This is a genomic window from Bradyrhizobium sp. WSM4872 (assembly GCF_055811715.1).
Map to the genome: position 1 here is coordinate 95,755 of NZ_JBVVPT010000016.1, position 22,610 is coordinate 118,364.

Below are 22,610 nucleotides of genomic sequence, written 5' to 3' on the forward strand. Positions count from 1 at the left end.
GACAATAGTCGAAATACATCAATAGAAACAAACCCATGGGAAAAGTTTGCCGAGTGCAACCTTAAAGAACAATTATCGCGGGGAAACATCGCGCCAAGTTTTCGAAAAAGGCGCGCGGTCAAATCATCGCGCACCGAGGACGGGCGGCTAGCCCGATGTCGAGGACAAGAGCGGTGACCATGCCGGGTCGGAGGCGAAGCCCGGCGTCGGCACCTTCAGCTCATTGCGGCCCGAGATGTCGACGGAGAACAGCGACGGCCCGCCGCTGCCGCCGGGATCGCGGAAGAACATCAGCACGCGGCCGTTCGGCGAGAAGGTCGGGCCTTCGTTGTGATAGCCGGAGGTGAGAAGCCGTTCGCCGGAGCCGTCCGGCTTCATCACGCCGATCGAGAACTGCCCGCCGCCTTGCCTGGTGAAGGCGATGTAATCGCCCCGCGGCGACCACACCGGCGTCGAATAGGTGGCGTTGTTGTCATCCTTGGAGAAGGAGATGCGCTGCGCCGCTCCGCCGCCTGCGGCCATGACATAGATCTGCGATCTGCCGCCGCGATCGGACTCGAAGCAGATGCGGGTGCCGTCCGGGGAGTAGGACGGAGAGGTGTCGATCGCGGGCGTGTCGGTGAGGCGCGTAGTCGAGCGCGAGCGCAGATCCATCACGAACAGGTTGGAATTGCCGCCCTGCTGCAGGCTCATGATGACGCGCTGGCCGTCCGGCGAGAACCTCGGGGCAAAGGTCATGCCCGGAAAGTTGCCGACGATCTCGCGTTGGCCGGTCTCGATGTTGAACAGGTAGACCTTCGGATCGCCCTGGCCAAACTCCATGTAGGTGATCTCTTGCGAGTTCGGCGAGAAGCGCGGCGTCAGCACGAGGTCGGAACCGCGGGTCAGATAGCGCACATTGGCGCCGTCCTGATCCATCATCGCGAGCCGCTTGACGCGACGCTCCTTCGGCCCGGTCTCGTCGACGAACACCACGCGGCTGTCGAAATAGCCCTTCTCGCCGGTGAGCTTCTCATAGATCTGGTCGGAGATGATGTGGGCGATGCGGCGCCAATATTCCGGCGAGGTGAAATATTGCTGGCCGGCGAGCTGTTGGCCGGTGACCACATCCCACAAGCGGAATTCGGCCTTGAGGCGGCCGTCCGGCTGCCGCGTCATGCGGCCGGTGACGAGGGCCTGCGCGTTGAGGGTCTTCCAGTTCTCGAATTGCGGCGCGACGTCAATGTTGCTGATGCGCTCGATGAAGGCGGCCTGGTCGACCGGCGCGAACAGGCCCGAGCGCTTCAGATTGTTGGTGATGACCTGGGTGACGCCGTTGCCGACGTCACCGTCGGCAGGCGAGCCCGGCACGAAATTGGTGATCGCAATGGGGATTGGCCGAAACTCGGTGGGGTCGATGCGGAGCCGTCCCTGCGCCTGCTGGGCGAAGGCCTGTCCGCCCCCCAGCATCGCGAGTGTCGATCCGGTCAGGGTCATGAAGCGGCGGCGGTTCATCGATCGAACGTCATTCATCGCAAAATTCTTTTGTTCGGATGTCACAACATGTCTTTCAGGCCGAAAGTCATCGGAATGAGTTTCCAGCTCTCGTATTGCTGCTTCGGCATGAACGAATAGACCTGACACTGCACGATGGCGCGCCTGGCACTCTCCGCCACCGCCTGTGCGATCGACCGCGACGGTCCCCTCACCGCGACGACGATCGGCTCGGACGCGAGCGATCCGTCGATCTTCATGGGAATGTCGATGTCGGCTTCGTATTGATCTGCATCCTGCCCGTTATAGGTCGGCGTGAAGCAGCGCTTCACCGCCCCCTGGAACGCCCCCCGCCAGGTCGCAATATTGTTGGCGGCCGTTCCACTCGTCGATCCCAGCGAAGCCGACGCATTCAGCGTCGAGCCGGCCAGTTCGTGCCTGGTCGCCGCGCGCTTGTCGAGATCGCGCTGGATCTGCGCGGGATCGAAGCTGCGCTCCTTGGGCTTCGGCAGCTGCTGCGGCTGCACCGCCGCGACCTTTTGCTCCGGCGGCTTGGGCGGCGGCTTCTTGGTTTCCAGCTTTTTCTGCAGTTCGGCGATCGGATCTTCCTTGGCCAGATCAGGCTTCTTTTCTGGTGGCTTCGGCTCTTCCTTCGGCTTCGCCTCGGCGACGGGCTTGGGCGGCTCTGGCTTTTTCTCGACCGGCTTCTCCACGGGCTTGGGCGGCGGCTCGGGCGTCGAGTTGGTCTTGATCAGCTCTTTCTTCTCGGTGACCTTGCCGACGGCGTCTTCCTCGGGCTTGGCTTCCGCAATCTTCTCGACCTTCGGCTTCGGCTCTTTCTTGTCGCCGGTCTTCTGCCCCGACATCATCTGCGCGAGTTGGTCGGTGGAGATGATGTCGATCGGCAGCGACTCTTCCGGCGCGACGAAAGCCCTGCTGCTAAAGGTGACGAGCCCCCATCCCAGCACGAGGACGTGGAGGGCAATCGACGCAACGAGTGTCTTGTCGACCTTCACCTTCACGGTTTACCCCTGATCCGCTTCCGTGACGAGCGCCAGCTTCTTAAAGCCTGCGCCGGACAACTGGCCCATGACCTTGGCCACCGTCCCGTAATCCGCCTTCTTGTCGGCGCGCAGATAGATGCGTTCCTCGAGGCCGCCGCGCGCGTCCGTGATCGCCTTCAGTTTGGGGATCAGTTCGTTGATCGCGATCTCGGCGTCGTTGATGAACACCTTGCCCTTGATGTCCACCGACATCTGGATCGGCTTCTGGTCGTTGTTTTCGAGGCTCTTGGCCTGGGTCTGCGGCAGGTCGAGCGGCACGCCGACCGTCAGCATCGGCGCCGACACCATGAAGATGATGAGCAGCACCAGCATCACGTCCACCATTGGCGTGACGTTGATTTCGGCCACGACCGGCTTGCGCCGGCCACGGCGTCCACCGCCTCCGGACGAACTCGCAACGTTCATGCCCATGGTCTGGTGCCCAAATTGCCCTTCACACTATACATGCCGTCCGTCAGCCCCGCTCGTCGATCTGGCGCGACAGGATGGCTGAAAATTCATCGGCGAAGCCTTCGAGCCGCTGGGCCTGCCGGTTCACCTCGGAGGTGAACTTATTGTAGAAAATAGTGGCAGGAATGGCGGCGATAAGGCCGACGGCGGTCGCAAACAGCGCCTCCGCGATGCCGGGGGCCACCACCGCCAGAGAGGTATTTTTCGACGCCGCGATCGACTGGAAGCTCGACATGATGCCCCAGACGGTGCCGAACAGGCCGACGAAGGGCCCTGCGGAGCCGACGGTGGCCAGCACCAGCAGCCGGCGCTCCAGCCGCTCGACCTCGCGGGCGATCGAGACATTCATGACCTTGTCGATGCGCATCTGAAGGCCTGCGACCGAGCGGGCCTGGCTCTCGAACGAACGCTTCCACTCGCGCATCGCCGCGACGAAGCAGGCGGCCATCGAATGCGTCGGCTTGGCCGAGAGCGTGCGGTACAGGTCTTCTATCGACTCGCCGGACCAGAAAGCCTGCTCGAAACGGTCCATCGAGCGGCGGGTGCGGGCAAACAGGAAGATCTTGTCGATGGCGATCGCCCAGACCCAGACCGAGCAGGCGAGAAGCCCCAGCATCACCGCTTTCACGATCCAGTGAGCCTGCCAGAACAGCGCGATCAGCGACACGTCGGCGGAAGCGGCAACCGGAAGGGCTGACTGAGCCACGTCGGCCGGATTCATAAGCAGTATCCTCTCAAGGCGATCGTTACCTAATGTCCCGACCTAATGTCCCGGCCAGCAAATGGCCGCCGGTTCCCCAATGGCCGCGCTAGAGCCGGCGCGGCCGGCAAGCCCGCTCAAAGCCTTGTCTTTCTGGGGTGCAGGGCTCGTCCAAAGCCGGCCGCCTGCATTCCCTGCCAAGATGTCAAAACTATGGGCCCGACCCCAAGGCTCATACTTCGGGCTTTGGGCGCGATTGTCCGCAATTACCAGAGCCCGGCGATGGTTAATTCGGGGTTACCGGGACTGAATTTGGCTGCGGGAAAGCCAGGCGTTGCTGGCGGTTGGCAATCTGCCGGCCCCGGCAGTTGCCGACATCACGGCGGGGGAACCAGCCCTCGACCGAAAATTTGTCTGGAAAATCACTTCTCGCGAGGTTTTGCCATGAGCATCAACCCCAAGACGACCGCCGCCGTCGGCGATCATCCGCTCCACCCCATGATCATCCCGTTCCCCGTCGCCTTCCTGGTCGGCGCGCCCATCGCCGATCTCGCCTTCATCGGAACCGGTGACGGCTTCTGGGCCAGAGCCGCCATGTGGCTGATCGGCGCCGGCATCGTCATGGCGCTCGTTGCCGCCGTGGCCGGATTCACCGACTTCTTCAGCGACGCCCGCGTCCGCGGTCTCAACGACGCCTGGTATCACATGATCGGCAATCTCGTGGCAGTCGTGCTGGCCCTGATCAATTTCTACCTCCGCTACACGCAAGGCGCCGAGGCTGCGATCAAGCCGTGGGGCGTGGTGCTCTCGCTGATCGTGGTCGGCATCCTCCTGTTCACGGGATGGAAGGGCTGGGAAATGGTTTACCGGCATCATGTCGCGGTGCTGGACGCGCCGTGCCAGACCAGTTCGGAACCGGTCACCCCGCATCATGGCGGCGAGAGCCGCCGCCGCGCCGCCTGAACGAGGAGCACGTCGCCTGATGACGTGAGCGCGAGTCAGGCCGCCGAGGCGGGTTCGGGGCAATTGGTTAGCCGCGCCGGATTGCCAACGGCGGTGCAGCCCCGGGGCACGTCGCTCGTCAGGACGGTGTCGGCGCCGACCTTTGCAAAATCGCCGATCCTGACGTTGCCGAGAATTGTCGCGCCGGAGCCGATGAACACGCCGCGACCAATGCGAGGCGAGCGCGCCGGCAGTTCCGTGCCACGACTGATGCTGACGTTCTGAAGGATGGTGGCCTCGTCGCCGATCACCACATCGGCACCGATCACGATGCCGGTGGCGTGGTCGAGATACACCGATGATCCCAAGCTCGCCGCCGGATGAATGCTGACCTGCAGGACGTTCGACGCCTCGTTCTGAAACAGCAGCGCCGCGTCGCGATGGTCGTGATGCCAGAGCCGGTTCGAGACGCGCCAGGCCTGCAAGGCGACGTAGCCCTTGAAATGCAGCAGCGGCGCCAACAGTCCGGTGATGGCGGGGTCGCGGAGAACGATGGCTTGCAAGTCGCGGCCGGCCGCCTCGATCAGATCCGGCTGGCCATTGAAGGCGTCGCGGGAAAATATCGTGAAGCGCTCGCGTTCGGCCGCGCCGTCGCCAAGCCGGCGTCCGATCAGGTCGGACAGTGCGGCGGTAAAATCGTCATGGGCGAGGATGAGACTGACAAGAGCCTTGCCGAATATGGGGTCGGCTGCCGCTGCGCGCTGCGCCTCGTCGCGGATCTTCTGCCAGAGGGTTTCGCTCGTCATCATCGCCGCTTCCGCCATCGTTGCTGCCTGCGGTATTTTGACGCTTCCTTTTCACTGTCGGATATAGACCGTAGGCAGCCCGCGCGCCACGCACCCCGTGAGGCTACGAGCTTGCACGCCAGGCAGCCTGGATCATATATATAGTCCGTCGAGTTCGCGGTCGAAGCTATGGCCTCACTTTGCCGCGTGCGGCCGCCTTGGGCCAGGGTTGTCCAGGCAAAGCATCTCGTTCAAGACCCCGCGGTGGTCCGCCATCGCCGGGTTTTTCGTACACAGCGGCCCTCAATGCTGCCGAAGCGAAACTCGAATCCCTGTCATCCAAGGTCACGCCAATACATGTCGCCCAACGCCCCCGCCGACGACCAACACGACGACATCATGTATCCCTCCGCCCTGCCGTTCCTGCTGGTCCATCTCGGCTGCATTGCAGCCATCTGGACCGGCGTTACCTGGCAGGCCGTCGCGATCTGCGCCTCACTCTATGTCGTCCGCATGTTTGCAATCGGAGCGGGCTATCACCGCTATTTCTCCCATCGGGCTTTTGCGACCGGCCGGGTGTTTCAGTTCATCCTGGCCTGGCTTGCGCAAAGCACCGCGCAGAAAAGCGTTTTGTGGTGGGCGGCCAAGCATCGACATCATCACCTACATTCCGATACCGAGGACGACGTGCATTCGCCGCGTCATCGAGGCTTCCTCTACAGTCATCTCGGCTGGATTTTTTACAGGGAGCACGATGGCACCGACCTCGTGAAGGTCGGAGATTTCGCCGCGTATCCGGAACTGATGTGGCTGCATCGCCTGGAACTCCTGCCGGCCGTCACGCTGGCTGCGCTCTGCTTCCTGGTTGGCGGATGGTCCGGTCTCGTCGTCGGCTTCCTCTGGAGCACCGTGCTGGTCTATCACGCGACCTTCTGCATCAACTCCCTCGCCCATGTGCATGGACGCAAGCGGTACGTGACCGGCGATGATTCCCGCAACAATTGGCTGCTGGCCTTGTTCACCCTCGGTGAGGGCTGGCACAATAATCACCACGCCTACCAGAGCAGCGTGCGGCAAGGTTTTCGCTGGTGGGAAATCGACGTCACCTATTACATCCTGAAGGTGCTGTCCTGGTTCGGCGTCGTCTGGAACATGAAGTCGCCGCCCGAGCAGGTGCTGCGCAACGAGCAGCCGCTCGGCGCACGCGTCATCAACCGGGCCGCTCGCGAGCTCGCCGGACGGTTCGATGCGCAGACCCTGGCGCACGCGATCTCTTCGGCGCTCCGCCGAGCCGATTTGGCCCAGCTGCAACTGCCGACGCTGCACGACATCCTCAGTCGCGCGCACGAAGGCGTCGATGCACTGACGCATCTGCATTTGCCGAAGATTCCGACCCGCGAGGAGTTTCTCACCGAGGCCAAGGCGATGTTCGCGCGAACGCGATCACTCAACGAGATCGTGGACTACGCCTACGAACACTTCCTGGAGTCGGTTCGCGCGCAGCTCGCCACGGCGCGCTGACCAAGTCTCTCTCTGGACCAGACTTCCAGAGCAAGGCAAATCCGGACGGTCGCGGCAGTCTGACGCGCATTCCCAAAACCAAACCGCCCGCCTGCGTGTTGCGCAGGCGGGCGGCTCGGGGCCATCAGGACTTTGGGGGCATGCGCCTGACGGCTTTGAGAGGCGTCAGTCCCGAGATCAACCTTGAGATCAACCTTGAGATCAACCTTGCTGCTGGTCGGTCGGCGGCGGGGTCGGGCGCGTCTTGTGTTGCGCCATGAACTGGTCGAACTCTTCCTTGTCCTTGGCGTGACGCAGACGGTCGAGGAAGTTCTTGAACTCGACCTGCTCTTCCTCGAGCCGCTGCAATGTCTCGGTGCGGTACTCGTCAAAGGCGCGGTTGCCACTCGAGGGCGGGCCGAAGCCAAAGCCGAAACCGTGGCGCTCCATGCGGCCGCGCATACGGTCCATCTTGTACTGCATCCGCTCCATCTTGTTCTGCCAGCGATCCTGGTTGCTCCAGCACGACATTCTTCTGCTCCCGAGTGTGAAAAAGAGAAGGGCAAGTCCGATCGGCCACCAGATGATGAAGCCGAGGATGGTCACGGCGATCCAGCCGGGATGCCAGGGCGTGTTGAGCATGTGGGGGCGCTCGTAGTGTTGGTCCGAAGGGCCGCGCCATCGATTGACATCAGCGGTGTAGGCCATTTCCCTCTCCATGACGGCATCAGCGCCGTTGTGAATGTAAATAACATTTACATAGGTAGATCATCCCGCGATTTTGTCAAGCCGACCGCCCAACAGGGCGGGGGAATTATTTGGGTAACTTTATTTCGGCTTGCCCCAGGGACCACCGGGCGGCACGCCCGAACCGGAGGATGCCTCCGGTGGCACCGGCGGCGGCTCGGCGCTTTTCGCCGGGGGACGGCGATCGGTCGGGAAGCCGAGACCGCGCAGATAGATCAGCACCTCGGCTTCGAGCAGCTCGTCCGGCGACATCGGCAGCTTTCGACGCGCGGCGTCGCCGCGGGAGAACAGCGAGGCCACGCCATGCGCCATCGACCAGATGTGCAGCGCCATCATCATCGCCGGAGGCCGCGGCGTGCCCGGCGGCGCCAGCGCGGCAAGCCGCTCCGCCGCGGCACGAATGACGTTGAAAGCACGCTCGCTAGCGGCCTGTAGCGCCGGATTGGCATCCACCGGCACGCCCGATTCGAACATCGCATTGTAGAACGCCGGCTCCTCGCGGGCGAAGGCGAGATAGGCCCTGCCGACACGCTCGAACGCCGTGACGGTGTCGGGCCGTCCGTCGTCCCAGGCCGCGGTCAGGCGCGCTTCGAACTGCTCGAAGCCACGCTGCGCGATCGAGGACAGCAGTTCTTCACGGTCGCGAAAATGCCGGTACGGTGCCGCGGCACTGACGCCAGCCATGCGCGCGGCATCGGCAAAGGTGAAGCCGGCCGCGCCCTTCTCGGCGATCAGTCCGAGGGCGGCCTGCAAGAGGGCTTCCTTCAGATTGCCGTGGTGATAGCCGCGCTCGGCGCGGCGCGTCTCCTTGCGCCAGCTCATGTGAACGACCTTTACATGAGCTGGGCAGGAAGGTCACTAGCGGCGACGGGTTTGGTTAACCCGTATTCTTCCGGTCTGGGGCGGCCGCCGAAGTCTAGCCGCCAGGGATCGGCAGCACCGGCATGATCTCGACGCGTTCGCCGGGGAAGATCGTGAAGTGCGGGTGGTTCTCGAACATCTTCGCCGCGGCTTCATGGGATGCCGCGCGCACCACGGTGAAGGCGCCCATCTCGTTGGCGATGTCGGCCATGCCCTTGCCGTCGACCTTCTTGGTCTTGCTGAGCGGGCCGCCCATAGCCTCGATCGCGCCCTGGTGCTTTTCGACCCAGCCCTTCCAGGCCGCCATGCCCTCCTGCTCCTTCGCCTTGCGCTCGGCCTCGGGCATCGCATTCCAAGCGGCCCATTTGGAGCTGGTCTTGCTGCCGAGGAAAACGGCGAGATAGGTGTCGGTGCCCATCGGTTCTCTCCTTTGCTGATGGATAGACGAAGCTGCGGCTATTTCTTGAGGTCGCCGAAACCGGCGGCGGCCTCCTGCACGTCAGGCGGAAAGTCGCTCATCTCCTGCACCTGACGTATCTCGATGATTTCGTTCGGTGCGGCCGGACACCGCTTGGCCCAGGCGATCGCCTCGGCACGCGAGGCAACCTCGATCATCCAGTACCCGCCCAGGACCTCCTTGGCCTCGGCGAACGGACCATCCGTCACGATGGGCTTGCCGGTCGCAAACGAGACGCGCGCGCCCATCGAGGGCGGGTGCAGGCCGTCGAGCGTGATCAGCACGCCGGCGTCCTTCAGCGCCTCGTTGTAGCGCATCATCGCTGCGACCCGCTCGGGATCGAGTTGAACGTCGGGCGCCGCGGTCTCGTAGCCGAGCGGGATCATCAGCATCATGAATCGCATGAGCACTCCTTGCGTGCTTTTGTCGTTCGGATTGCGCGGCGAGGCGCCACTCCGGATGGACGGGAGCGACGGCTCGGGCCGCCCGCCCTTACCTCCAAGACGAAGGAACCTTGACGAAACCGACAGGTGACGAAAATTATTCTGGAGATTATTGGCTGGCGCTAGCGCGCCTGCGGCAGGAAACGCCCGTCCTGCCGGGCAGCGCCGAAATAAACCTCGATGCGGCGAACCTTACCGCCGATGAAGGTGAAGAACTCGGTGTTGCGAAAGCTCCTGCCATCTGTCGCCAAGCAGAGATAGGTGACGAAGGCCTGGTCGCCTTGGACGAAAATCCGCTCGATGTCGTGCCGCGCAATCCAGCCGGTGTCCCTCCAGCAACGCTCGAAATAGGCCGCCTTGTCGAGGTCGTCGTCGAACGGGCTGGTGAAGCGGAAATCGTCGGCCAACGCGTCGGCGACCCGTTGCGGGTCGTTGCCGAGATAGGCGGCGAAAAGGTCTCGAATCAGGCGTTCGGGGTCAGTCATCGAACGGTTCCGTGATCAGCATCGTCTTGAAGACGATTGAGGCGCAGCCGCGCCGACATCACGTCCGGCAGCAACCACGCGAAAAATAATGCACGCGGTCGCCCGTATAAATACGGCGCGTTCTATGAACTCCGCCGTGCATATGAGTCGAGAATACTTGCAACCTGAGCAACATGGCCGAGGCGTACGAAAGACAGAACGGGCGCCGCCTCGTGCAGGAGTTTACAGTTGCTAAAGAAGCCCATGCAACTTTTTAGCTTGAGCGAAACGGTATGACGATCCGGCTGATTCGCCCCTCAGCATTAGGCGGAGCTTACGTGTTCAACTTCCAAAGCAAGAAAGTCAGGCACGCGGTCGCGGAGGTCGAGGCGCTCGACCGGTCCCAGGCCGTGATCGAATTCGGCCTCGACGGCACCATTCTCGATGCCAACGAAAATCTCCTCAAGATGAGCGGCTATACGCTCTCGGAGATCAAGGGCAAGCATCACAGCATCTTCGTCAGCGCGACTGAACGCGAAAGCGCCCGTTATCGCGACTTCTGGGCCAGCCTGAACCGCGGCGAGTTCCAGACCACGCAATACAGGCGCTTCGGCAAAAACGGCAAGGAAGTCTGGGTCCATGCGTCGTACGCGCCGCTGCGCGACGAGAACGGCAAGGTGGTGAGCTTCATCAAGTTCGCAACCGACATCACGGCTTACAAGATGAGGACCATGGAGGACGCGGGCAAAATCGCCGCGATCGGCCGTGCCCAAGCCGTGATCGAATTCAACATGGACGGCACCATCGTCACCGCCAACGAGAATTTCCTCGGCGCGATGGGCTACTCGCTCGACGAGATCCAGGGCAAGCACCACAGCATGTTCGTGACGCCGGAAGATCGCGCGAGCTCGGCCTATGCCGACTTCTGGGCGCGGCTGAACCGCGGCCAGTTCGAGGCCGCCGAATACAAGCGGATCGGCAAGGGCGGACGCGAAATCTGGATTCTGGCGACCTATAACCCGATCCTCGACGAGATCGGCAGGCCGTTCAAGGTGGTGAAGTTCGCGACCGACGTCACCGCGCAGAAGATGAAGGCGGCCGACAATGACGGGCAGCTCGCCGCGATCCAGAAATCGCAGGCGGTGATCGAGTTCAACATGGACGGCACCATCCGCGCCGCCAACGAGAACTTTTTGAACGCGATGGGGTATTCGCTAGCCGAGATCAAGGGACAGCACCACTCCATGTTCGTCGAGCCGAACGAGAAGAATTCGGCGGCCTACCGCCAGTTCTGGGAGACGCTCAACCGCGGTGAATACCAGGCCGCCGAATACAAGCGGATCGCCAAGGGCGGCCGCGAAATCTGGATCCAGGCGTCCTATAACCCGATCCTCGACCTCAACGGCAAACCCTACAAGGTGGTGAAATATGCCACCGACATCACCGCGCAGGCGATCGGCCGCAAGAAGGCCGACAACGCGCGCGGTTTGATCGAGGCGGTCGCGGCCGGCAGCGAAGAGATGAGTGCATCGATTCGCGAGATCTCCGCGACCATGGCGAAGTCGCGCGAGACTTCGAAGGTCGCGACCACCCGCGTCGAGGCCGCCGACGGCCAGGCGCAGCGGCTGAACGCGGCGGCGCAGGCGATGAGCGGCATCGTCGAGATGATCTCGGGCATCACCGGCCAGATCAACCTGCTCGCGCTCAACGCCACGATCGAATCGGCACGCGCGGGCGAAGCCGGCCGCGGCTTCGCCGTGGTCGCCTCCGAGGTGAAGAGCCTCGCCAACCAGGCCAAGCAGGCGACCGACACAATCACATCCGAAATCGACGCGCTGAACACCATCTCCGACGACGTCGCAAGCTCGCTCACCGCAATCAAGGTCGCGATCGCCGGCGTCAACGAGTTCATCGCCTCCACCGCCGCCGCGGTCGAGGAACAGAGCATCGTGACGGCCGACATGTCGGCCAACATGCAGCGCGCCACGGCGGAGCTGGCTTAGGCCGCCTTGCGCGGCTGCAAAAGCAGAGCCTCGAAGAGCCAAAGGCGCGATACTTTGTCGCGTCCTCCTCGCGGCTTTCGTGGTAGGGAGACCGCCTCAATTTCCCGAACCACGGATAAGCTATGACCGCCTCCCCGCAGAAAATCGCCCTCGTCACCGGAGCCGCGCGCGGCATCGGGCTTGCGACCGCGAAGAAGTTTTTGAACGAGGGCTGGCGGGTGGCGTTGCTCGACATCGAGGGCGAGCTGCTCGGCCGCGCGGTCGCCGAGATCGGCCGGGACGAGGCCACGCTGGCGTTGACTTGCGACGTCTCGGACGCCGCCGCGGTTGCCGCCGCGATGACGACGGTCGAACGGCGGTTTGGCCGGCTCGACGCGCTCGTCAACAATGCCGGCATTGCCGTGTTCGCGCCGCTGATGGAGACGTCGGAGACCGATTGGCGGCGCGTGCTCGAGGTCAACCTCACCGGCCCGTTCCTCTGCACCAAGGCGGCGGTGCCGCTGATGCGCGACGGCAATGGCGGCGCCATCGTCAACATCACCTCGATCTCGGCGGTGCGCGCCTCGACGCTACGCTCGGCCTACGGCACCAGCAAGGCGGGCCTCGCGCACCTTACCAAGCAGCTCGCGGTCGAGCTCGCGTCCCTCAGCATCCGCGTCAACGCGGTCGCGCCGGGGCCCGTTGACACCGCGATGGCGAAGCAGGTGCACACCAGGGAGATCCGCGCCGACTATCACGACGCCATCCCGCTCAACCGCTACGGCCTGGAAGAGGAACTCGCCGAAGCCATCTACTTCCTGTGCTCGGAACGATCGAGCTACATCACCGGACAAATTTTGGCCGTCGATGGCGGCTTCGATGCGGCGGGCATCGGCCTGCCGACGCTGCGCGGCGAGCGGAGGAACGGGTAGGCACGGCGCAGGTTGGATTTGCGAAGCGTCACCAATCTCTTCTCGTCGGCCTGTCCTACGGACTCGAATTCGCGGAGGCTTCATGCGGCGCGTCACCTTCCTCAGGGCCTTGATGCTCGCATCCGCGCTGTTCGCCGCCACGCCTGCCCTGGCCGAAATCCGCATCATCCAGTCGCCCGGTGGACAGGTCGGGCCGTTCCTCGATTTGTTCGAGAAGGTGCGCGAGAGCGGCGAGCGCGTGGTGATCGATGGTCCCTGCCTGTCCGCCTGCACGCTGGTGCTGAGCATCGTGCCGGGAGAGCGGATTTGCGTCACCAAGCGCGCCGTGCTCGGCTTTCATGCGGCGCGCTCGGTCGATCGGCGCGGACGCTTCTACGCCGAGCCGGAAGCATCCGATGCGGTGCTTGCGGCCTATCCCGGCCCGGTGCGCGACTGGATCAGCCGCCGCGGCGGCCTCTCGTCGCGGTTGCTTCTGCTGAAGGGACGCGACCTCGCCGCGATCTATCCGCGCTGCCGGTGATGATCAGGCGAACGCAAGCGCCCGCTAAATCGCGCCGGTCACATGCTTCTTGAGGTCTAATAGAAACTCTGGATCAACTCGGTCAATTCCATGCTCGCGCAGATGAGCATACCCCAAAGTGCAAAGTTGATCTGCAGCGCCGCCGCCATCGGTCGCTCCCCTTCCAAGTCCGCCCGCCCCAGTTTTTAGAATTTATGACGAAATAAATAACGATTCTGCCCCGGAGTTCACAGCCTAATATTGCGCCAGTTGTTGTGCGCTGCGGTCCGCATCATTTCACGAAGCGGCCTCACTGCTCTCGCAATGTGGTGCGACAGCAAAATCCATATTCCGCCGTGTCGGCCAGGCGTTTTCCTTAGGTTCCATTTGAGCGGTGCGTCGCAAGCTTCGGCATGCGGACTTCGCGCGTCGCATACACACCCAGGGTCCGGCATGATGCGACACGGCTTCGTCTTGCTCACTTTTTGCGCAACGCTCATGGGATGCGTGGTTGCGCCTGCGCAGGAACGCCGTCCGATCGCATGGGACGGCATCGGTCAGGATCCGAACCGTCCCTCCGTCATCAAGCGTCGTGTGGCGACCCAAACTCCCGCGGCGAGTGATCCGAATCGGGAGCGGGAGAGAGTCCTCGGCACCTTGCGCCCGTACTCCGCTGCGTGGTGGGCAATCCATGACGAAATCGAAGCGGAGAATGACAGGCAGCTCGGGACGAAGCTCGTGATCTGTCCGCGCTGCGTTCCCTCCTCCCAACCACCGAGCAATGACGCGACCGGATCGATCCGCTGAGAGGGCGCGCGGTCGATCGGCACATGGCGCAACGTCTCATGCGCGCCCCTCTCCGCATCGTCGGGGAGGGGGGATCGCCGCCTGGCGCGTCAGGTGATCGCGCCTGTCACATTCCCTCGGCCGGGCAGTTCACCATCCAGGGAATGCCGAACTTGTCGACGCACATGCCAAAACCCTTGGCCCAGAACGTCTTGCTGAAGGGCATGGTAACGCTGCCGCCGTCGGCGAGCGCGTTGAACTTGCGTTCGCCCTCTGCCGGGTCCGCGACCGTGAGCGAGATCGAGAAGCCCTGCGGCTTGTGAAAATGCTCGCCTGGTGCGTCGGAGGCCATCAGCACGCTGCCGTCGGGCAGCGACATCCGCGCATGCATGATGATCTTCTCGCGGCCAGGCGTGGCGGGCACCTCCGGCGGCGCATCCGAGGCGCGCATCATCGCATCGATCTTGCCGCCCAAGACCTTGGCGTAATAATTGAATGCCGCTTCGCAGGTGTCCTGATAGAACAGATAGGCATTGAGCATCGTTTCTCTCCGTTTTGCTTTCGTTCGGGGTGATGGCGCTACTTCTCGGTGAGCTTCTTCAGGCTGGCCAGGCCCGCCTCAAAATCCTTGCCGATCATGCTGTCCATGTTGATGAACACCTGCATGATCTTGGACAGGAACGGGGCCGGACCGGACATCGCCCACGTGACAAGTGTGGCATCGCCTTGCGGCACAAAGGTGAACTCGGCGGTGTTGTGGCCTTCGAAAGGCCGCTCGAAATCGAGCTTGATGCGGAGTTTCGACGGCGCACTCGCCTCGAGGACCTCCATATGGCCGGCGCCGACATTGTTGTTGCCGTCCCAGGCATAGGTCGCACCCTTGCCCGGCGCAGTTCCGCCGAAGGAGCGCTTCATCGCGGGATCGCGGCTCTCGTAGGGGGACCAGGCTGTCCAGCGATGGAAATCCGCGACCAGCGGATAGATCGCATCGGCGGGCGCCTTCACGGCGAGGCTGCGCTCGACGCGGAATGTGTCGGGCTTCGTCAATGCGAAGACGAGGACACCCGCGAGTCCGACAGCGAGCACGACGGCGATGACGGCAATGGCTCTCAGCATGAATGGCTCCCTGGATACGCTCCTAGGACGAAGGGAGGGGACCGGGCCCGACAAGGCGAAGCGGAAATTTTGCTGGCCCTGAAGCAGGCGCTCCCTACGTCACCTTGGCGCCTTCGACCTTGGCGTCTTGCCTGGCGCCGCCATTTGCGCCCTTGGCCTGGCTGTCCCGGATCAGGCGATCGAGATGCATGCGGATGTGAGCAGCTTCTGCGGAAGTGTTGGCGAGGGCGATGGCGCGGTCGAAGGCGATGCGGGCTTCGTCGTTGCGGCCGAGCTGCATCAGGAAGGCGCCGCGCACGCCATAGAAATGGAAGTAGTTGGCAAGCTTTGGCGCCAGCGGCTCGATCAGGTCGAGCGCGGCTTGCGGTCCGCGCACCTTGGAAACCGCGACCGCGCGGTTGAGCGTCACCACCGGCGAGGGCTGAACCACCTCCAGCGCACCATAGAGCAGGTCGATCTGCGCCCAGTCGGTCTCCGCGGGCGTGGACGCGCGGGCATGCAGCGCGGCAATCGCGGCCTGGATCTGGTAGGGCCCGCTGCGGCGATGGCGTATCGCCTTGTCGATCAGCGCGAGGCCTTCCGCGATCATGGTGCCGTTCCACAACGAACGATCCTGGTCGTCCAGCAGGATCAGCGAGCCATCCGCGGCAAAGCGCGAGGCACTGCGCGCATGCTGCAACAAGATCAGCGCCGTGAGCCCCATGATCTCCGGCTCGCTCTGGAACAGCCGCAGCAGCAACCGCGCCAGCCGGATCGCTTCCTCGCACAGTGGCTTTCTGATTTCGGCGGTGTCGCCGCTCGCCGAATAGCCCTCGTTGAAGATCAGATAGATCATCGCGGCAACACCGGCGAGCCGCTCCGAGCGTTCGACCGCGCCCGGCGTTTCAAACGGCGTCCCGGCCTCCGCGACCTTGGCCTTGGCACGCGTGATGCGCTGCTCCATCGCCGCTTCCGACACCAGGAAGGCGCGCGCGATCTGCTTCACCGTCAGGCCGCAGACGATACGGAGCGCCAGCGCGATCTGCTGCGTCGCCGGCAGCCCTGGATGGCAGCAGATGAACATCAGCCGCAAAATGTCGTCGCGGTAGTGCGAGCCGTCGAGCCGCTCGGCGAGCGCGCCCTCGGCGTCGTCGAGATCGGAGATCGCCTGGTCGTCCTCCGGCAGCGGCTGCTGCTTGCGGGTGCGGCGCACCTCGTCGATCGCAACGTTGCGGCCGACCATGATCAGCCAGGCCGCGGGATCGCGCGGCGGTCCGTTCTGCGGCCAGGTCTTCAGCGCGCGCAGGCAGGCGTTCTGGAATGCCTCCTCGGCGGTGTCGAGATCGCGGAAATAGCGCAGCAGCGCGCCGACCGCCTGGGGGCGCGCCGAGGTCAGCGCGGTCTCGATCCAGGCGGTATCGGCCTCGCTCACGTCAGATTTCCTCCGGGCCTGAACACGCCGACGGGGCGCACCTCATAGGCGCCGCCGGGATTGGCCGATCCGAGGTCACGCGCAACGTCGAGCGCCTCGTCGAGGTTCTTGCAATCGACGATGTAGAAGCCGAGCAACTGCTCCTTGGTCTCCGCGTAGGGGCCGTCCAGCACCAGCGGCGGGTCCTCCTTGCGCAGCGTCGCTGCCGCAGTGGTCGGCAGCAGCCGCGCCACCGGGCCGAGCCTGCCCTGCTTCGCGAGACCTTCCTGCACCACGGCGAGCTTCTTCATCACGGCCTCGTCCTGGTCCTTGCTCCAGGAGCCGACGAAGTCCTCGTCGTGATAGCAAAGGATCGCATAAAGCATGGGCAGTACCTTCTCTGAGCGCTTGTTTTGAAGACGATCCAGTATGCCTTGCCCCGACATGGCTGCGGAAAAAAACTGCAAGAAAAATCCGGCAGATCGTGCCAAGGAGGGCCTTCAAAAGCGGAACCTAAAGAGGCACTTCGAATGACCGTGGGCACACTGGCCGTCCTGATCAACAGCACGCAGCAAAACTGGCTGCCGGAGCGCTGGAAGGCCCGGTTCGACGCGGTCTGCGGCGGCCGCCGCGTCGTGCTGCTGCCCGATGCCGGGCTCGATCCGGCCGAGGTGCACTATGCCGCGGTGTGGAAGCCGGTGCCGGGCGACCTCGGTTCATTCCCCAATCTGCGCGCGATCTTCAATCTCGGCGCCGGCGTCGATGCGCTGATGGCGGACAAGAGCCTGCCCGACGTGCCGCTGGTGCGCGTCGCCGTGCCCGACCTCACCAACCGCATGACCGAATATGTCGTGCTACATGTGCTGATGCACCACCGCCAGGAGCTTTATCTGCGCCAGTCGCAGCGCGAGAAGCGCTGGGAGCCGACATATCAATGGCCGGCGAGCGCCGTCACGGTCGGTGTCATGGGACTGGGCACGCTCGGCGCTGATGCGGCCGATGTGCTGCGGCGGCTTGGTTTCCGTGTCGCCGGCTGGAGCCGCAGCCCGCGTACCATCGCAGGTGTCGAATGTTTCCATGGCGCCGGGCAGATCGACGCATTCCTGCGCACGACCGATATCCTCGTCAGCCTGTTGCCGCTGACGCCTGATACACACGGCATTCTCAACCGCGACGTCTTCACCAAGCTCAACCGCAAGAGCCCGCTCGGTGCGCCCGTGCTGATCAACGCCGGCCGCGGCGGCCTTCAGAACGAAGTTGACATCCTGGCCTGCCTCGACGACGGCACGCTGGGGGCCGCCTCGCTCGACGTCTTCGTGCAGGAGCCGCAGCCGAAGGACAGCCGGTTCTGGACCCATCCCAAGGTGTTGCTGACGCCCCACAACGCTGCCGACACCGACGCCGATGCGATCTCGGCCTATGTCGCCGAGCAGATCGCGCGGTTCGAGGCGGGTGGTGTGCTGGAGAACGTGGTGGACCGGACGCGGGGGTATTGAGACCTCACGAGCCACCCGGGCCCGTAAAATCACTGATCGCGGGCCGGTATCCCGTTCACCCTCTCTTAGCGAGAAGTTGATAGGCGTTGTTAATCAACGCTCAACGAACGAGTCGGACATGCGGGCGAACCTCGGCCTCAGGATGCGGATCACGGTTGCGCTGGCGGTGACCGCGGCGGCGACCGCCCTGTTCGCCGTGCTCGGGGCGATGTGGATCATTTCCGGCATCATCGACCGGGCCGACCAGCGCGAGCTTCGCAGTCACTACGATGCGCTCCAGTCGCGCATCGCCGAGGAATCCCAGCGCGCCGCCGCCATGAGCGCCGTCGTGGCCGCGATTCCGGCGACGCAGGACGCGATGGCCAAGCAGGATCGCAATACCCTGGTCAGCCTGTTCGGGCCGGTGTTTGCCGCGACCAAATCGGAGTACGGCGTCGAACAGTTCCAGTTCCACGTGGCGCCCGCGACCTCGTTTTTGCGCGTGCACCAGCCTGCCAAATTTGGCGACGACCTCTCGGGCTTCCGCAAAACCGTGATCATGGCCAACCAGGAGCACAAGGTCGTGGTTGGCCTCGAGGGCGGCCTGGCCGGGCTCGGCATCCGCGGCGTGGTGCCGATCGCGCAAGGCGGCAAGCATCTCGGCTCAGTGGAGTTTGGCCTGACCTTCGGCCAGTCCTTCCTGGACGACTTCAAGACCAACCGCCATGTCGACATCGCCTTCCATCTCGCGGACGGCGGCGGCTTCAAGCTGTTCGGCGGCACGCTGAAGGGCAAGAGCTTCTTCGATGCGGCCGATTACGGCCGCGCCGCCGGCGGCGACTTCACGGTCCGACAGGCCAAGCTCGACACCACGCCGGTGGCCGCGCTGCTCGGACCGATCAGGGATTTTTCCGGCAAGCCGCTCGGCGCGGTCGAGCTGGTGATGGACAATGCCGACTATGTGGCCTCCGCCGACCGTGCCTGGCTGCTGGCATTCGGCATCGCCGCGCTCGGGCTCGTGCTCGCCGCCATCGTCGGCTATCTCATCGCCCGCAGCATCTCGCGTCCGATCATCTCCATCACGAGCGTGATGCGCGAGCTGGCCGACGGACACCTCGATGTCGCGGTTCCCGTCAGCAAGGCGAATGACGAGGTCGGCGCGATGGTCAAGGCGGTCGCGGTGTTCCGCGACAACGCCGTCAACTTCAACCGGCTCCAGACCGAACAGGCCGACACTAAGGCGCAATCCGAAGCGGAGAAACGGCGCGCGTTCGCCGCGCTCGCCGACAATTTCGAAGCCAGCATCCGCGACGTCGTCACCACGGTCTCCTCGGCCGCGGTCGAGATGGAGAACACGGCGCGCTCGATGTCTGATATCGTCGAGCGATCACGGCAGCAGACCGGCACGGTGTCGTCGGCCTCGGCGCTCGCCTCGGAGAATGTGCAGACGGTTGCCGCCGCCGCGGAAGAGCTGTCGTCGTCGATGACAGAGATCAGCCGGCGCCTTGCGCACGCGACTGCGGTGGTCGGCAAAGCTGCCAGCGACGGGCGACGGTCGAATGAGCGCGTGCAGAGTCTGGCCGACGCCGCGCAAAAGATCGGCGACGTCGTCTCCTTCATCAGCGGCATTGCCGAGCAAACCAATCTGCTGGCACTCAACGCGACGATCGAGGCGGCGCGCGCGGGCGAAGCCGGCCGCGGCTTTGCGGTGGTCGCCTCCGAGGTGAAGGCGCTGGCAACCCAGACCGCCAAGGCGACCGAGGAGATCGGCGCGCAGGTGACGGCGGTCCAAGGCGAGACCACCGGCGCAGTGGACGGCATCCATTCGATCTGCGCCACGATCCAGGAGGTCGATGAGATCTCCGCCGCGATTGCCGCCGCCGTCGGCCAGCAGGGCACCGCGACGCAGGAGATCGCGCAGAACGTCCAGCAGGCGGCCGCCCGCACCGGCGAGGTCTCGCAAAACATCGCAGGCGTCACCGCCGGCATCGCCGCGACGGGAACAGCGGCGGAGGAGGTGCTGGGCTCGGCGATCGAGCTATCAAAGCAATCGCAGCGGCTGCGCGACGAGGTGGATCGCTTCCTTGCGCATATTCGCGCGGCGTAGGCGGGCTATAAACTCAGTGTCGTCCTGGCGAAAGCCAGGACCCATTATCCCAGGGAGGAGCTGCGGCGCGACGGCGGCAACTCCGAATCTTCGCCAAACCAAGTTCGGTGGCTATGGGTCCTGGCTTTCGCCAGGACGACGTTGGCTCGCGCCACGCAACCGCCTAGCTCTTTCCTCCCACCATCACGTCGATCGCCCCCTTCACGATCGCCTCGAGCTCCTTCCGCGACACACGCGCGCGGGAGCGGATGGCAATTGAGTGCACGGTTGCGGATGCGAGCTGCGCCAGCACGGCGGGATCGGCGCTGTCGGGCAACTCGCCTTTCTCCTTGGCGCGGCGGAAGCAACTCGCAAATGCCTTGTCGAGCTCGTTGAGGCCATCGAGCACCATCGCCCGGATGTCGGGATCGCCGACCGCCTCGGAGGCCGCCGTGACCACGGTGAAGCAGCCGCGCGGGCCGGTCTCGCCCGAGAGATAGATGTTCAGCGCGGAGGCGAAGATACGCTCCAGCCGCTGGCGCACGGGCATCTCCTGGCGAAAGATCTCCACCATCGATGCGCGCGCGTCCTCGCGGTAGCGCTGATAACTCTTGATGTAGAGCTCGCGCTTGTCGCCGAAGGCACCGTAGAGGCTCGGGCGATTCATGCCGGTGGCTTCGCTGAGATCGTCGAGCGAGGTCGCCGCGAAGCCCTGCGTGCGGAACAGGTCGAGCGCCTTGCCAAGCGCGACCTCGGGTTCATAGGCGCGCGGACGGCCCCGGCGCTTGGGTTCACTGGCAGCAGTTGGTGGCTTCGATTTTTGTACCATCTCGCAATTTAATCCTTGACCCTTCCCATAATATGCAAGACAGTACAAAAATCAATCTGGCCAGGTTGAGCGACACTCCAAAAGTCACATCGAGGAATTGCCCAAGGAGGCTCAAGATGGATCTTTATTTCTCGCCGCTCGCCTGTTCAATGGCGAGCCGCGTGGCGCTGTACGAAGCCGGCGCCGAAGCCAATTATCTCGAAGTTGATCCGCCGACCAAGACCGTGCTGAGCGACGGCACTGACTTCCGAACCGTGAACCCGATCGGCCTGGTGCCGACACTGCGGACCGATGAGGGCGTGGTCCTGACCGAGAACGCCGCGATCCTGCAATATATCGCCGACCGCTTCCCGCAATCGGGCCTCGGCGCCGCAGCGGGGATCGATCGCACGCGGCTGCATCAATGGCTCTGCTTCATCGGCACCGAGCTACACAAGGGCCTGTTCATCCCGGTGCTCGACCGCAAGGCGCCGCAGGAGACGAAAGCCTATGCGCTGGAGAAGAACCTGTCGCGGCTGGACTATCTCGACAATTACCTGAAGGGGCGCGACTTCCTGCTCGACCATTTCAGCGTCGCCGACGCCTATCTCGTCACGGTCATCAATTGGACCATGGCGACCCCGCCCATCGAGCTCGCCAAATGGCCGAACGTGAAGGCCTATTACGAACGCCTGCGCCAACGGCCGTCGATCGCCAAGGCGATCGCGGAAGAGTTCGAGCTGTACAAGGCCGAGCAGGCGCGGAAGAAGGCCGCGGCGTAGCGGCATTCGAAACGATCGTCGTTCCGGCCAATACGGCCGGGACGACAGGTTAAACAGCGCGACTGACCGCGCCCGGAACCCGTGGCTATTTCGGTGTCTGCAGTACGACCCCGTAGCGGCCGTATATCCGATCGATCGTGCCGTCGTTTCGCAGCCGTTCAACCGCTCCATCGATGGTGTCGCGCAATGCATCATCCGGACGGACCATGCCGACCGCGACGTTCCAGTTGAGATCGGCTACGGACTCGTCGCGATCCAGGATACGAAATGCCTTGTCCGGATGCGTCAGATTGAAATAACTCGCCGCAGTGGGTGTGACCGCAGCGGCATCGATCTCATGGTTTGACAAGGCATCGAGGCTGTCGCTCTCGAAGCCGAAAGTCGAGGTCGGGACGTGCCGTTGACTGATGATCATGGCAGCGACGGATCCGACCTGCACGCCAACCTTGGTATGCTCGTTGAGGCTCTGGAATGAGGCGAGTGCGCTGGATGAGGGAACGGCGAGTGCGACGCCCGTGCGATAATACGGTTTCGAGATTCTCAAGCGGGTTTCGCCCTGCGCTTCGCGGTCGGCGATGACATCCAGAACAATGTCGCATCCGGCGCTCCGCATCTGGTACTGGGTGATGATCCAGTCGAGACGCAGCGACACCCCGAGCTCGCGTGCCAGCGCGTCGCCCAATTCGATCTGAAAGCCGGGAGGATCGGCGGCCTTGCTTGCGAACGGAAGCGAGTTCGGATGGGCGCATAATCCGAGCACACCGGATGCGCGGATTGCGTCCAGGGTCCGCCCCTTCGCAGGATTCAGCAATCCGATCACGGCGCCGACCACCAGCGGGAGAACTGCCTTCATTCCGGGTCCTCGTGT

25 protein-coding genes are annotated in these 22,610 nt (G+C 63.8%); 9 read left to right on the forward strand and 16 right to left on the reverse strand.

Annotation, left to right across the window (positions count from 1 at the left end; translation table 11 throughout):
• Positions 1-147: 147 nt before the first annotated feature.
• From tolB to tolQ, 4 genes are read right to left on the reverse strand one after another with little or no spacing between them, the layout of a single operon-like run.
• Positions 148-1,494, reverse strand: coding sequence for a Tol-Pal system beta propeller repeat protein TolB (gene tolB, locus AC0L3C_RS21550; RefSeq protein ID WP_473265557.1), 1,347 nt, complete (start codon positions 1,492-1,494; stop codon positions 148-150).
• 41 nt (positions 1,495-1,535) lie between these two features.
• Complete coding sequence (locus tag AC0L3C_RS21555; RefSeq protein ID WP_473265427.1) at positions 1,536-2,495, reverse strand: protein TolA; 960 nt, start codon at positions 2,493-2,495, stop codon at positions 1,536-1,538.
• Positions 2,496-2,498: 3 nt separating this feature from the next.
• Complete coding sequence (gene tolR / locus AC0L3C_RS21560) at positions 2,499-2,948, reverse strand: protein TolR (RefSeq protein ID WP_018453789.1); 450 nt, start codon at positions 2,946-2,948, stop codon at positions 2,499-2,501.
• Positions 2,949-2,991: 43 nt separating this feature from the next.
• Positions 2,992-3,708, reverse strand: coding sequence for a protein TolQ (gene tolQ / locus AC0L3C_RS21565; protein ID WP_007596319.1), 717 nt, complete (start codon positions 3,706-3,708; stop codon positions 2,992-2,994).
• Positions 3,709-4,131: 423 nt separating this feature from the next.
• On the opposite strand from tolQ, the gene AC0L3C_RS21570 reads away from it, so the two are divergent.
• Positions 4,132-4,650 carry a DUF2231 domain-containing protein gene (locus AC0L3C_RS21570; protein ID WP_473408917.1) on the forward strand — a complete coding sequence of 173 codons (519 nt, stop codon included), beginning with the start codon at positions 4,132-4,134 and terminating at the stop codon, positions 4,648-4,650.
• Positions 4,651-4,685: 35 nt separating this feature from the next.
• On the opposite strand, the gene AC0L3C_RS21575 is transcribed toward AC0L3C_RS21570, so the two are convergent.
• Positions 4,686-5,453, reverse strand: a complete 768-nt coding sequence (locus AC0L3C_RS21575; protein ID WP_473408918.1) for a serine acetyltransferase domain-containing protein — start codon at positions 5,451-5,453, stop codon at positions 4,686-4,688.
• A 318-nt stretch (positions 5,454-5,771) separates the two neighbouring features.
• On the opposite strand from AC0L3C_RS21575, the gene AC0L3C_RS21580 reads away from it, so the two are divergent.
• Positions 5,772-6,935, forward strand: coding sequence for an acyl-CoA desaturase (locus AC0L3C_RS21580; protein ID WP_473265434.1), 1,164 nt, complete (start codon positions 5,772-5,774; stop codon positions 6,933-6,935).
• A 201-nt stretch (positions 6,936-7,136) separates the two neighbouring features.
• Here the strand turns inward: AC0L3C_RS21580 and AC0L3C_RS21585 are convergent, their stop codons facing one another.
• The 5 genes from AC0L3C_RS21585 to AC0L3C_RS21605 form a co-directional block, all read right to left on the reverse strand.
• Entirely contained in the window at positions 7,137-7,622 is a 486-nt protein-coding gene (locus tag AC0L3C_RS21585) for a DUF2852 domain-containing protein (RefSeq protein ID WP_007596323.1), read from the reverse strand.
• Positions 7,623-7,742: 120 nt separating this feature from the next.
• Positions 7,743-8,483 (reverse strand): TetR/AcrR family transcriptional regulator, encoded by a 741-nt coding sequence (locus tag AC0L3C_RS21590; RefSeq protein WP_354102956.1) that lies wholly within the window; start codon positions 8,481-8,483, stop codon positions 7,743-7,745.
• Between the two features lie 94 nt (positions 8,484-8,577).
• On the reverse strand, positions 8,578-8,940 hold the full coding sequence (locus tag AC0L3C_RS21595; RefSeq protein WP_473408919.1) for a hypothetical protein: 363 nt from the start codon (positions 8,938-8,940) through the stop codon (positions 8,578-8,580).
• A 38-nt stretch (positions 8,941-8,978) separates the two neighbouring features.
• Complete coding sequence (locus tag AC0L3C_RS21600) at positions 8,979-9,383, reverse strand: YciI family protein (protein WP_473408920.1); 405 nt, start codon at positions 9,381-9,383, stop codon at positions 8,979-8,981.
• Between the two features lie 161 nt (positions 9,384-9,544).
• On the reverse strand, positions 9,545-9,907 hold the full coding sequence (locus AC0L3C_RS21605; RefSeq protein ID WP_473281049.1) for a nuclear transport factor 2 family protein: 363 nt from the start codon (positions 9,905-9,907) through the stop codon (positions 9,545-9,547).
• A gap of 317 nt (positions 9,908-10,224) precedes the next feature.
• On the opposite strand from AC0L3C_RS21605, the gene AC0L3C_RS21610 reads away from it, so the two are divergent.
• The 4 genes from AC0L3C_RS21610 (at position 10,225) to AC0L3C_RS21625 (ending at position 14,106) form a co-directional block, all read left to right on the forward strand.
• A complete protein-coding gene (locus AC0L3C_RS21610; protein WP_473408921.1) occupies positions 10,225-11,889 on the forward strand; it encodes a methyl-accepting chemotaxis protein in 1,665 nt (554 codons plus the stop codon).
• 122 nt (positions 11,890-12,011) lie between these two features.
• The gene (locus AC0L3C_RS21615; protein ID WP_473265448.1) at positions 12,012-12,800 is read left to right on the forward strand and encodes an SDR family NAD(P)-dependent oxidoreductase; all 789 of its coding nucleotides are present in this window, start codon (positions 12,012-12,014) and stop codon (positions 12,798-12,800) included.
• Between the two features lie 82 nt (positions 12,801-12,882).
• Positions 12,883-13,320 carry a hypothetical protein gene (locus tag AC0L3C_RS21620; RefSeq protein WP_473265451.1) on the forward strand — a complete coding sequence of 146 codons (438 nt, stop codon included), beginning with the start codon at positions 12,883-12,885 and terminating at the stop codon, positions 13,318-13,320.
• A 432-nt stretch (positions 13,321-13,752) separates the two neighbouring features.
• A complete protein-coding gene (locus tag AC0L3C_RS21625) occupies positions 13,753-14,106 on the forward strand; it encodes a hypothetical protein (RefSeq protein ID WP_473265453.1) in 354 nt (117 codons plus the stop codon).
• A gap of 106 nt (positions 14,107-14,212) precedes the next feature.
• Here the strand turns inward: AC0L3C_RS21625 and AC0L3C_RS21630 are convergent, their stop codons facing one another.
• The 4 genes from AC0L3C_RS21630 to AC0L3C_RS21645 form a co-directional block, all read right to left on the reverse strand.
• A complete protein-coding gene (locus AC0L3C_RS21630; protein WP_473408922.1) occupies positions 14,213-14,626 on the reverse strand; it encodes a VOC family protein in 414 nt (137 codons plus the stop codon).
• Positions 14,627-14,664: 38 nt separating this feature from the next.
• On the reverse strand, positions 14,665-15,201 hold the full coding sequence (kdpF, locus tag AC0L3C_RS21635; RefSeq protein ID WP_473265458.1) for a K(+)-transporting ATPase subunit F: 537 nt from the start codon (positions 15,199-15,201) through the stop codon (positions 14,665-14,667).
• A gap of 94 nt (positions 15,202-15,295) precedes the next feature.
• Positions 15,296-16,612, reverse strand: coding sequence for an RNA polymerase sigma factor (locus tag AC0L3C_RS21640; protein WP_473265459.1), 1,317 nt, complete (start codon positions 16,610-16,612; stop codon positions 15,296-15,298).
• Entirely contained in the window at positions 16,609-16,977 is a 369-nt protein-coding gene (locus AC0L3C_RS21645; protein ID WP_027570323.1) for a YciI family protein, read from the reverse strand. The genes AC0L3C_RS21640 and AC0L3C_RS21645 overlap by 4 nt, the downstream gene beginning before the upstream one ends.
• A gap of 144 nt (positions 16,978-17,121) precedes the next feature.
• Here AC0L3C_RS21645 and AC0L3C_RS21650 point away from each other — a divergent pair, with 144 nt between their 5' ends.
• On the forward strand, positions 17,122-18,087 hold the full coding sequence (locus tag AC0L3C_RS21650; RefSeq protein ID WP_473408923.1) for a 2-hydroxyacid dehydrogenase: 966 nt from the start codon (positions 17,122-17,124) through the stop codon (positions 18,085-18,087).
• Between the two features lie 118 nt (positions 18,088-18,205).
• Positions 18,206-20,173, forward strand: coding sequence for a methyl-accepting chemotaxis protein (locus tag AC0L3C_RS21655; RefSeq protein WP_473408924.1), 1,968 nt, complete (start codon positions 18,206-18,208; stop codon positions 20,171-20,173).
• Between the two features lie 163 nt (positions 20,174-20,336).
• Here AC0L3C_RS21655 and AC0L3C_RS21660 read toward each other — a convergent pair whose 3' ends face one another.
• The gene (locus tag AC0L3C_RS21660) at positions 20,337-20,981 is read right to left on the reverse strand and encodes a TetR/AcrR family transcriptional regulator (protein WP_473265466.1); all 645 of its coding nucleotides are present in this window, start codon (positions 20,979-20,981) and stop codon (positions 20,337-20,339) included.
• Between the two features lie 116 nt (positions 20,982-21,097).
• On the opposite strand from AC0L3C_RS21660, the gene AC0L3C_RS21665 reads away from it, so the two are divergent.
• The gene (locus tag AC0L3C_RS21665; protein ID WP_473265468.1) at positions 21,098-21,742 is read left to right on the forward strand and encodes a glutathione binding-like protein; all 645 of its coding nucleotides are present in this window, start codon (positions 21,098-21,100) and stop codon (positions 21,740-21,742) included.
• An 85-nt stretch (positions 21,743-21,827) separates the two neighbouring features.
• Here the strand turns inward: AC0L3C_RS21665 and AC0L3C_RS21670 are convergent, their stop codons facing one another.
• Positions 21,828-22,595: a substrate-binding periplasmic protein gene (locus tag AC0L3C_RS21670; protein WP_473408925.1), complete on the reverse strand. Its 768-nt coding sequence runs from the start codon at positions 22,593-22,595 to the stop codon at positions 21,828-21,830.
• Positions 22,596-22,610 lie beyond the last annotated feature (15 nt).

Bases quoted from the DNA above. Each gene is read 5' to 3' on its own strand.
- tolB (WP_473265557.1), bottom strand. From the start codon at position 1,494: ATGAACCGCCGCCGCTTCATGACCCTGACCGGATCGACACTCGCGATG.
- tolR (WP_018453789.1), bottom strand. From the start codon at position 2,948: ATGGGCATGAACGTTGCGAGTTCGTCCGGAGGCGGTGGACGCCGTGGC.
- tolQ (WP_007596319.1), bottom strand. From the start codon at position 3,708: ATGAATCCGGCCGACGTGGCTCAGTCAGCCCTTCCGGTTGCCGCTTCC.
- AC0L3C_RS21570 (WP_473408917.1), top strand. From the start codon at position 4,132: ATGAGCATCAACCCCAAGACGACCGCCGCCGTCGGCGATCATCCGCTC.
- AC0L3C_RS21575 (WP_473408918.1), bottom strand. From the start codon at position 5,453: ATGGCGGAAGCGGCGATGATGACGAGCGAAACCCTCTGGCAGAAGATC.
- AC0L3C_RS21580 (WP_473265434.1), top strand. From the start codon at position 5,772: ATGTCGCCCAACGCCCCCGCCGACGACCAACACGACGACATCATGTAT.
- AC0L3C_RS21585 (WP_007596323.1), bottom strand. From the start codon at position 7,622: ATGGCCTACACCGCTGATGTCAATCGATGGCGCGGCCCTTCGGACCAA.
- AC0L3C_RS21590 (WP_354102956.1), bottom strand. From the start codon at position 8,483: ATGAGCTGGCGCAAGGAGACGCGCCGCGCCGAGCGCGGCTATCACCAC.
- AC0L3C_RS21595 (WP_473408919.1), bottom strand. From the start codon at position 8,940: ATGGGCACCGACACCTATCTCGCCGTTTTCCTCGGCAGCAAGACCAGC.
- AC0L3C_RS21600 (WP_473408920.1), bottom strand. From the start codon at position 9,383: ATGCGATTCATGATGCTGATGATCCCGCTCGGCTACGAGACCGCGGCG.
- AC0L3C_RS21605 (WP_473281049.1), bottom strand. From the start codon at position 9,907: ATGACTGACCCCGAACGCCTGATTCGAGACCTTTTCGCCGCCTATCTC.
- AC0L3C_RS21615 (WP_473265448.1), top strand. From the start codon at position 12,012: ATGACCGCCTCCCCGCAGAAAATCGCCCTCGTCACCGGAGCCGCGCGC.
- AC0L3C_RS21620 (WP_473265451.1), top strand. From the start codon at position 12,883: ATGCGGCGCGTCACCTTCCTCAGGGCCTTGATGCTCGCATCCGCGCTG.
- AC0L3C_RS21625 (WP_473265453.1), top strand. From the start codon at position 13,753: ATGATGCGACACGGCTTCGTCTTGCTCACTTTTTGCGCAACGCTCATG.
- AC0L3C_RS21630 (WP_473408922.1), bottom strand. From the start codon at position 14,626: ATGCTCAATGCCTATCTGTTCTATCAGGACACCTGCGAAGCGGCATTC.
- kdpF (WP_473265458.1), bottom strand. From the start codon at position 15,201: ATGCTGAGAGCCATTGCCGTCATCGCCGTCGTGCTCGCTGTCGGACTC.
- AC0L3C_RS21645 (WP_027570323.1), bottom strand. From the start codon at position 16,977: ATGCTTTATGCGATCCTTTGCTATCACGACGAGGACTTCGTCGGCTCC.
- AC0L3C_RS21650 (WP_473408923.1), top strand. From the start codon at position 17,122: ATGACCGTGGGCACACTGGCCGTCCTGATCAACAGCACGCAGCAAAAC.
- AC0L3C_RS21655 (WP_473408924.1), top strand. From the start codon at position 18,206: ATGCGGGCGAACCTCGGCCTCAGGATGCGGATCACGGTTGCGCTGGCG.
- AC0L3C_RS21660 (WP_473265466.1), bottom strand. From the start codon at position 20,981: ATGGTACAAAAATCGAAGCCACCAACTGCTGCCAGTGAACCCAAGCGC.
- AC0L3C_RS21665 (WP_473265468.1), top strand. From the start codon at position 21,098: ATGGATCTTTATTTCTCGCCGCTCGCCTGTTCAATGGCGAGCCGCGTG.
- AC0L3C_RS21670 (WP_473408925.1), bottom strand. From the start codon at position 22,595: ATGAAGGCAGTTCTCCCGCTGGTGGTCGGCGCCGTGATCGGATTGCTG.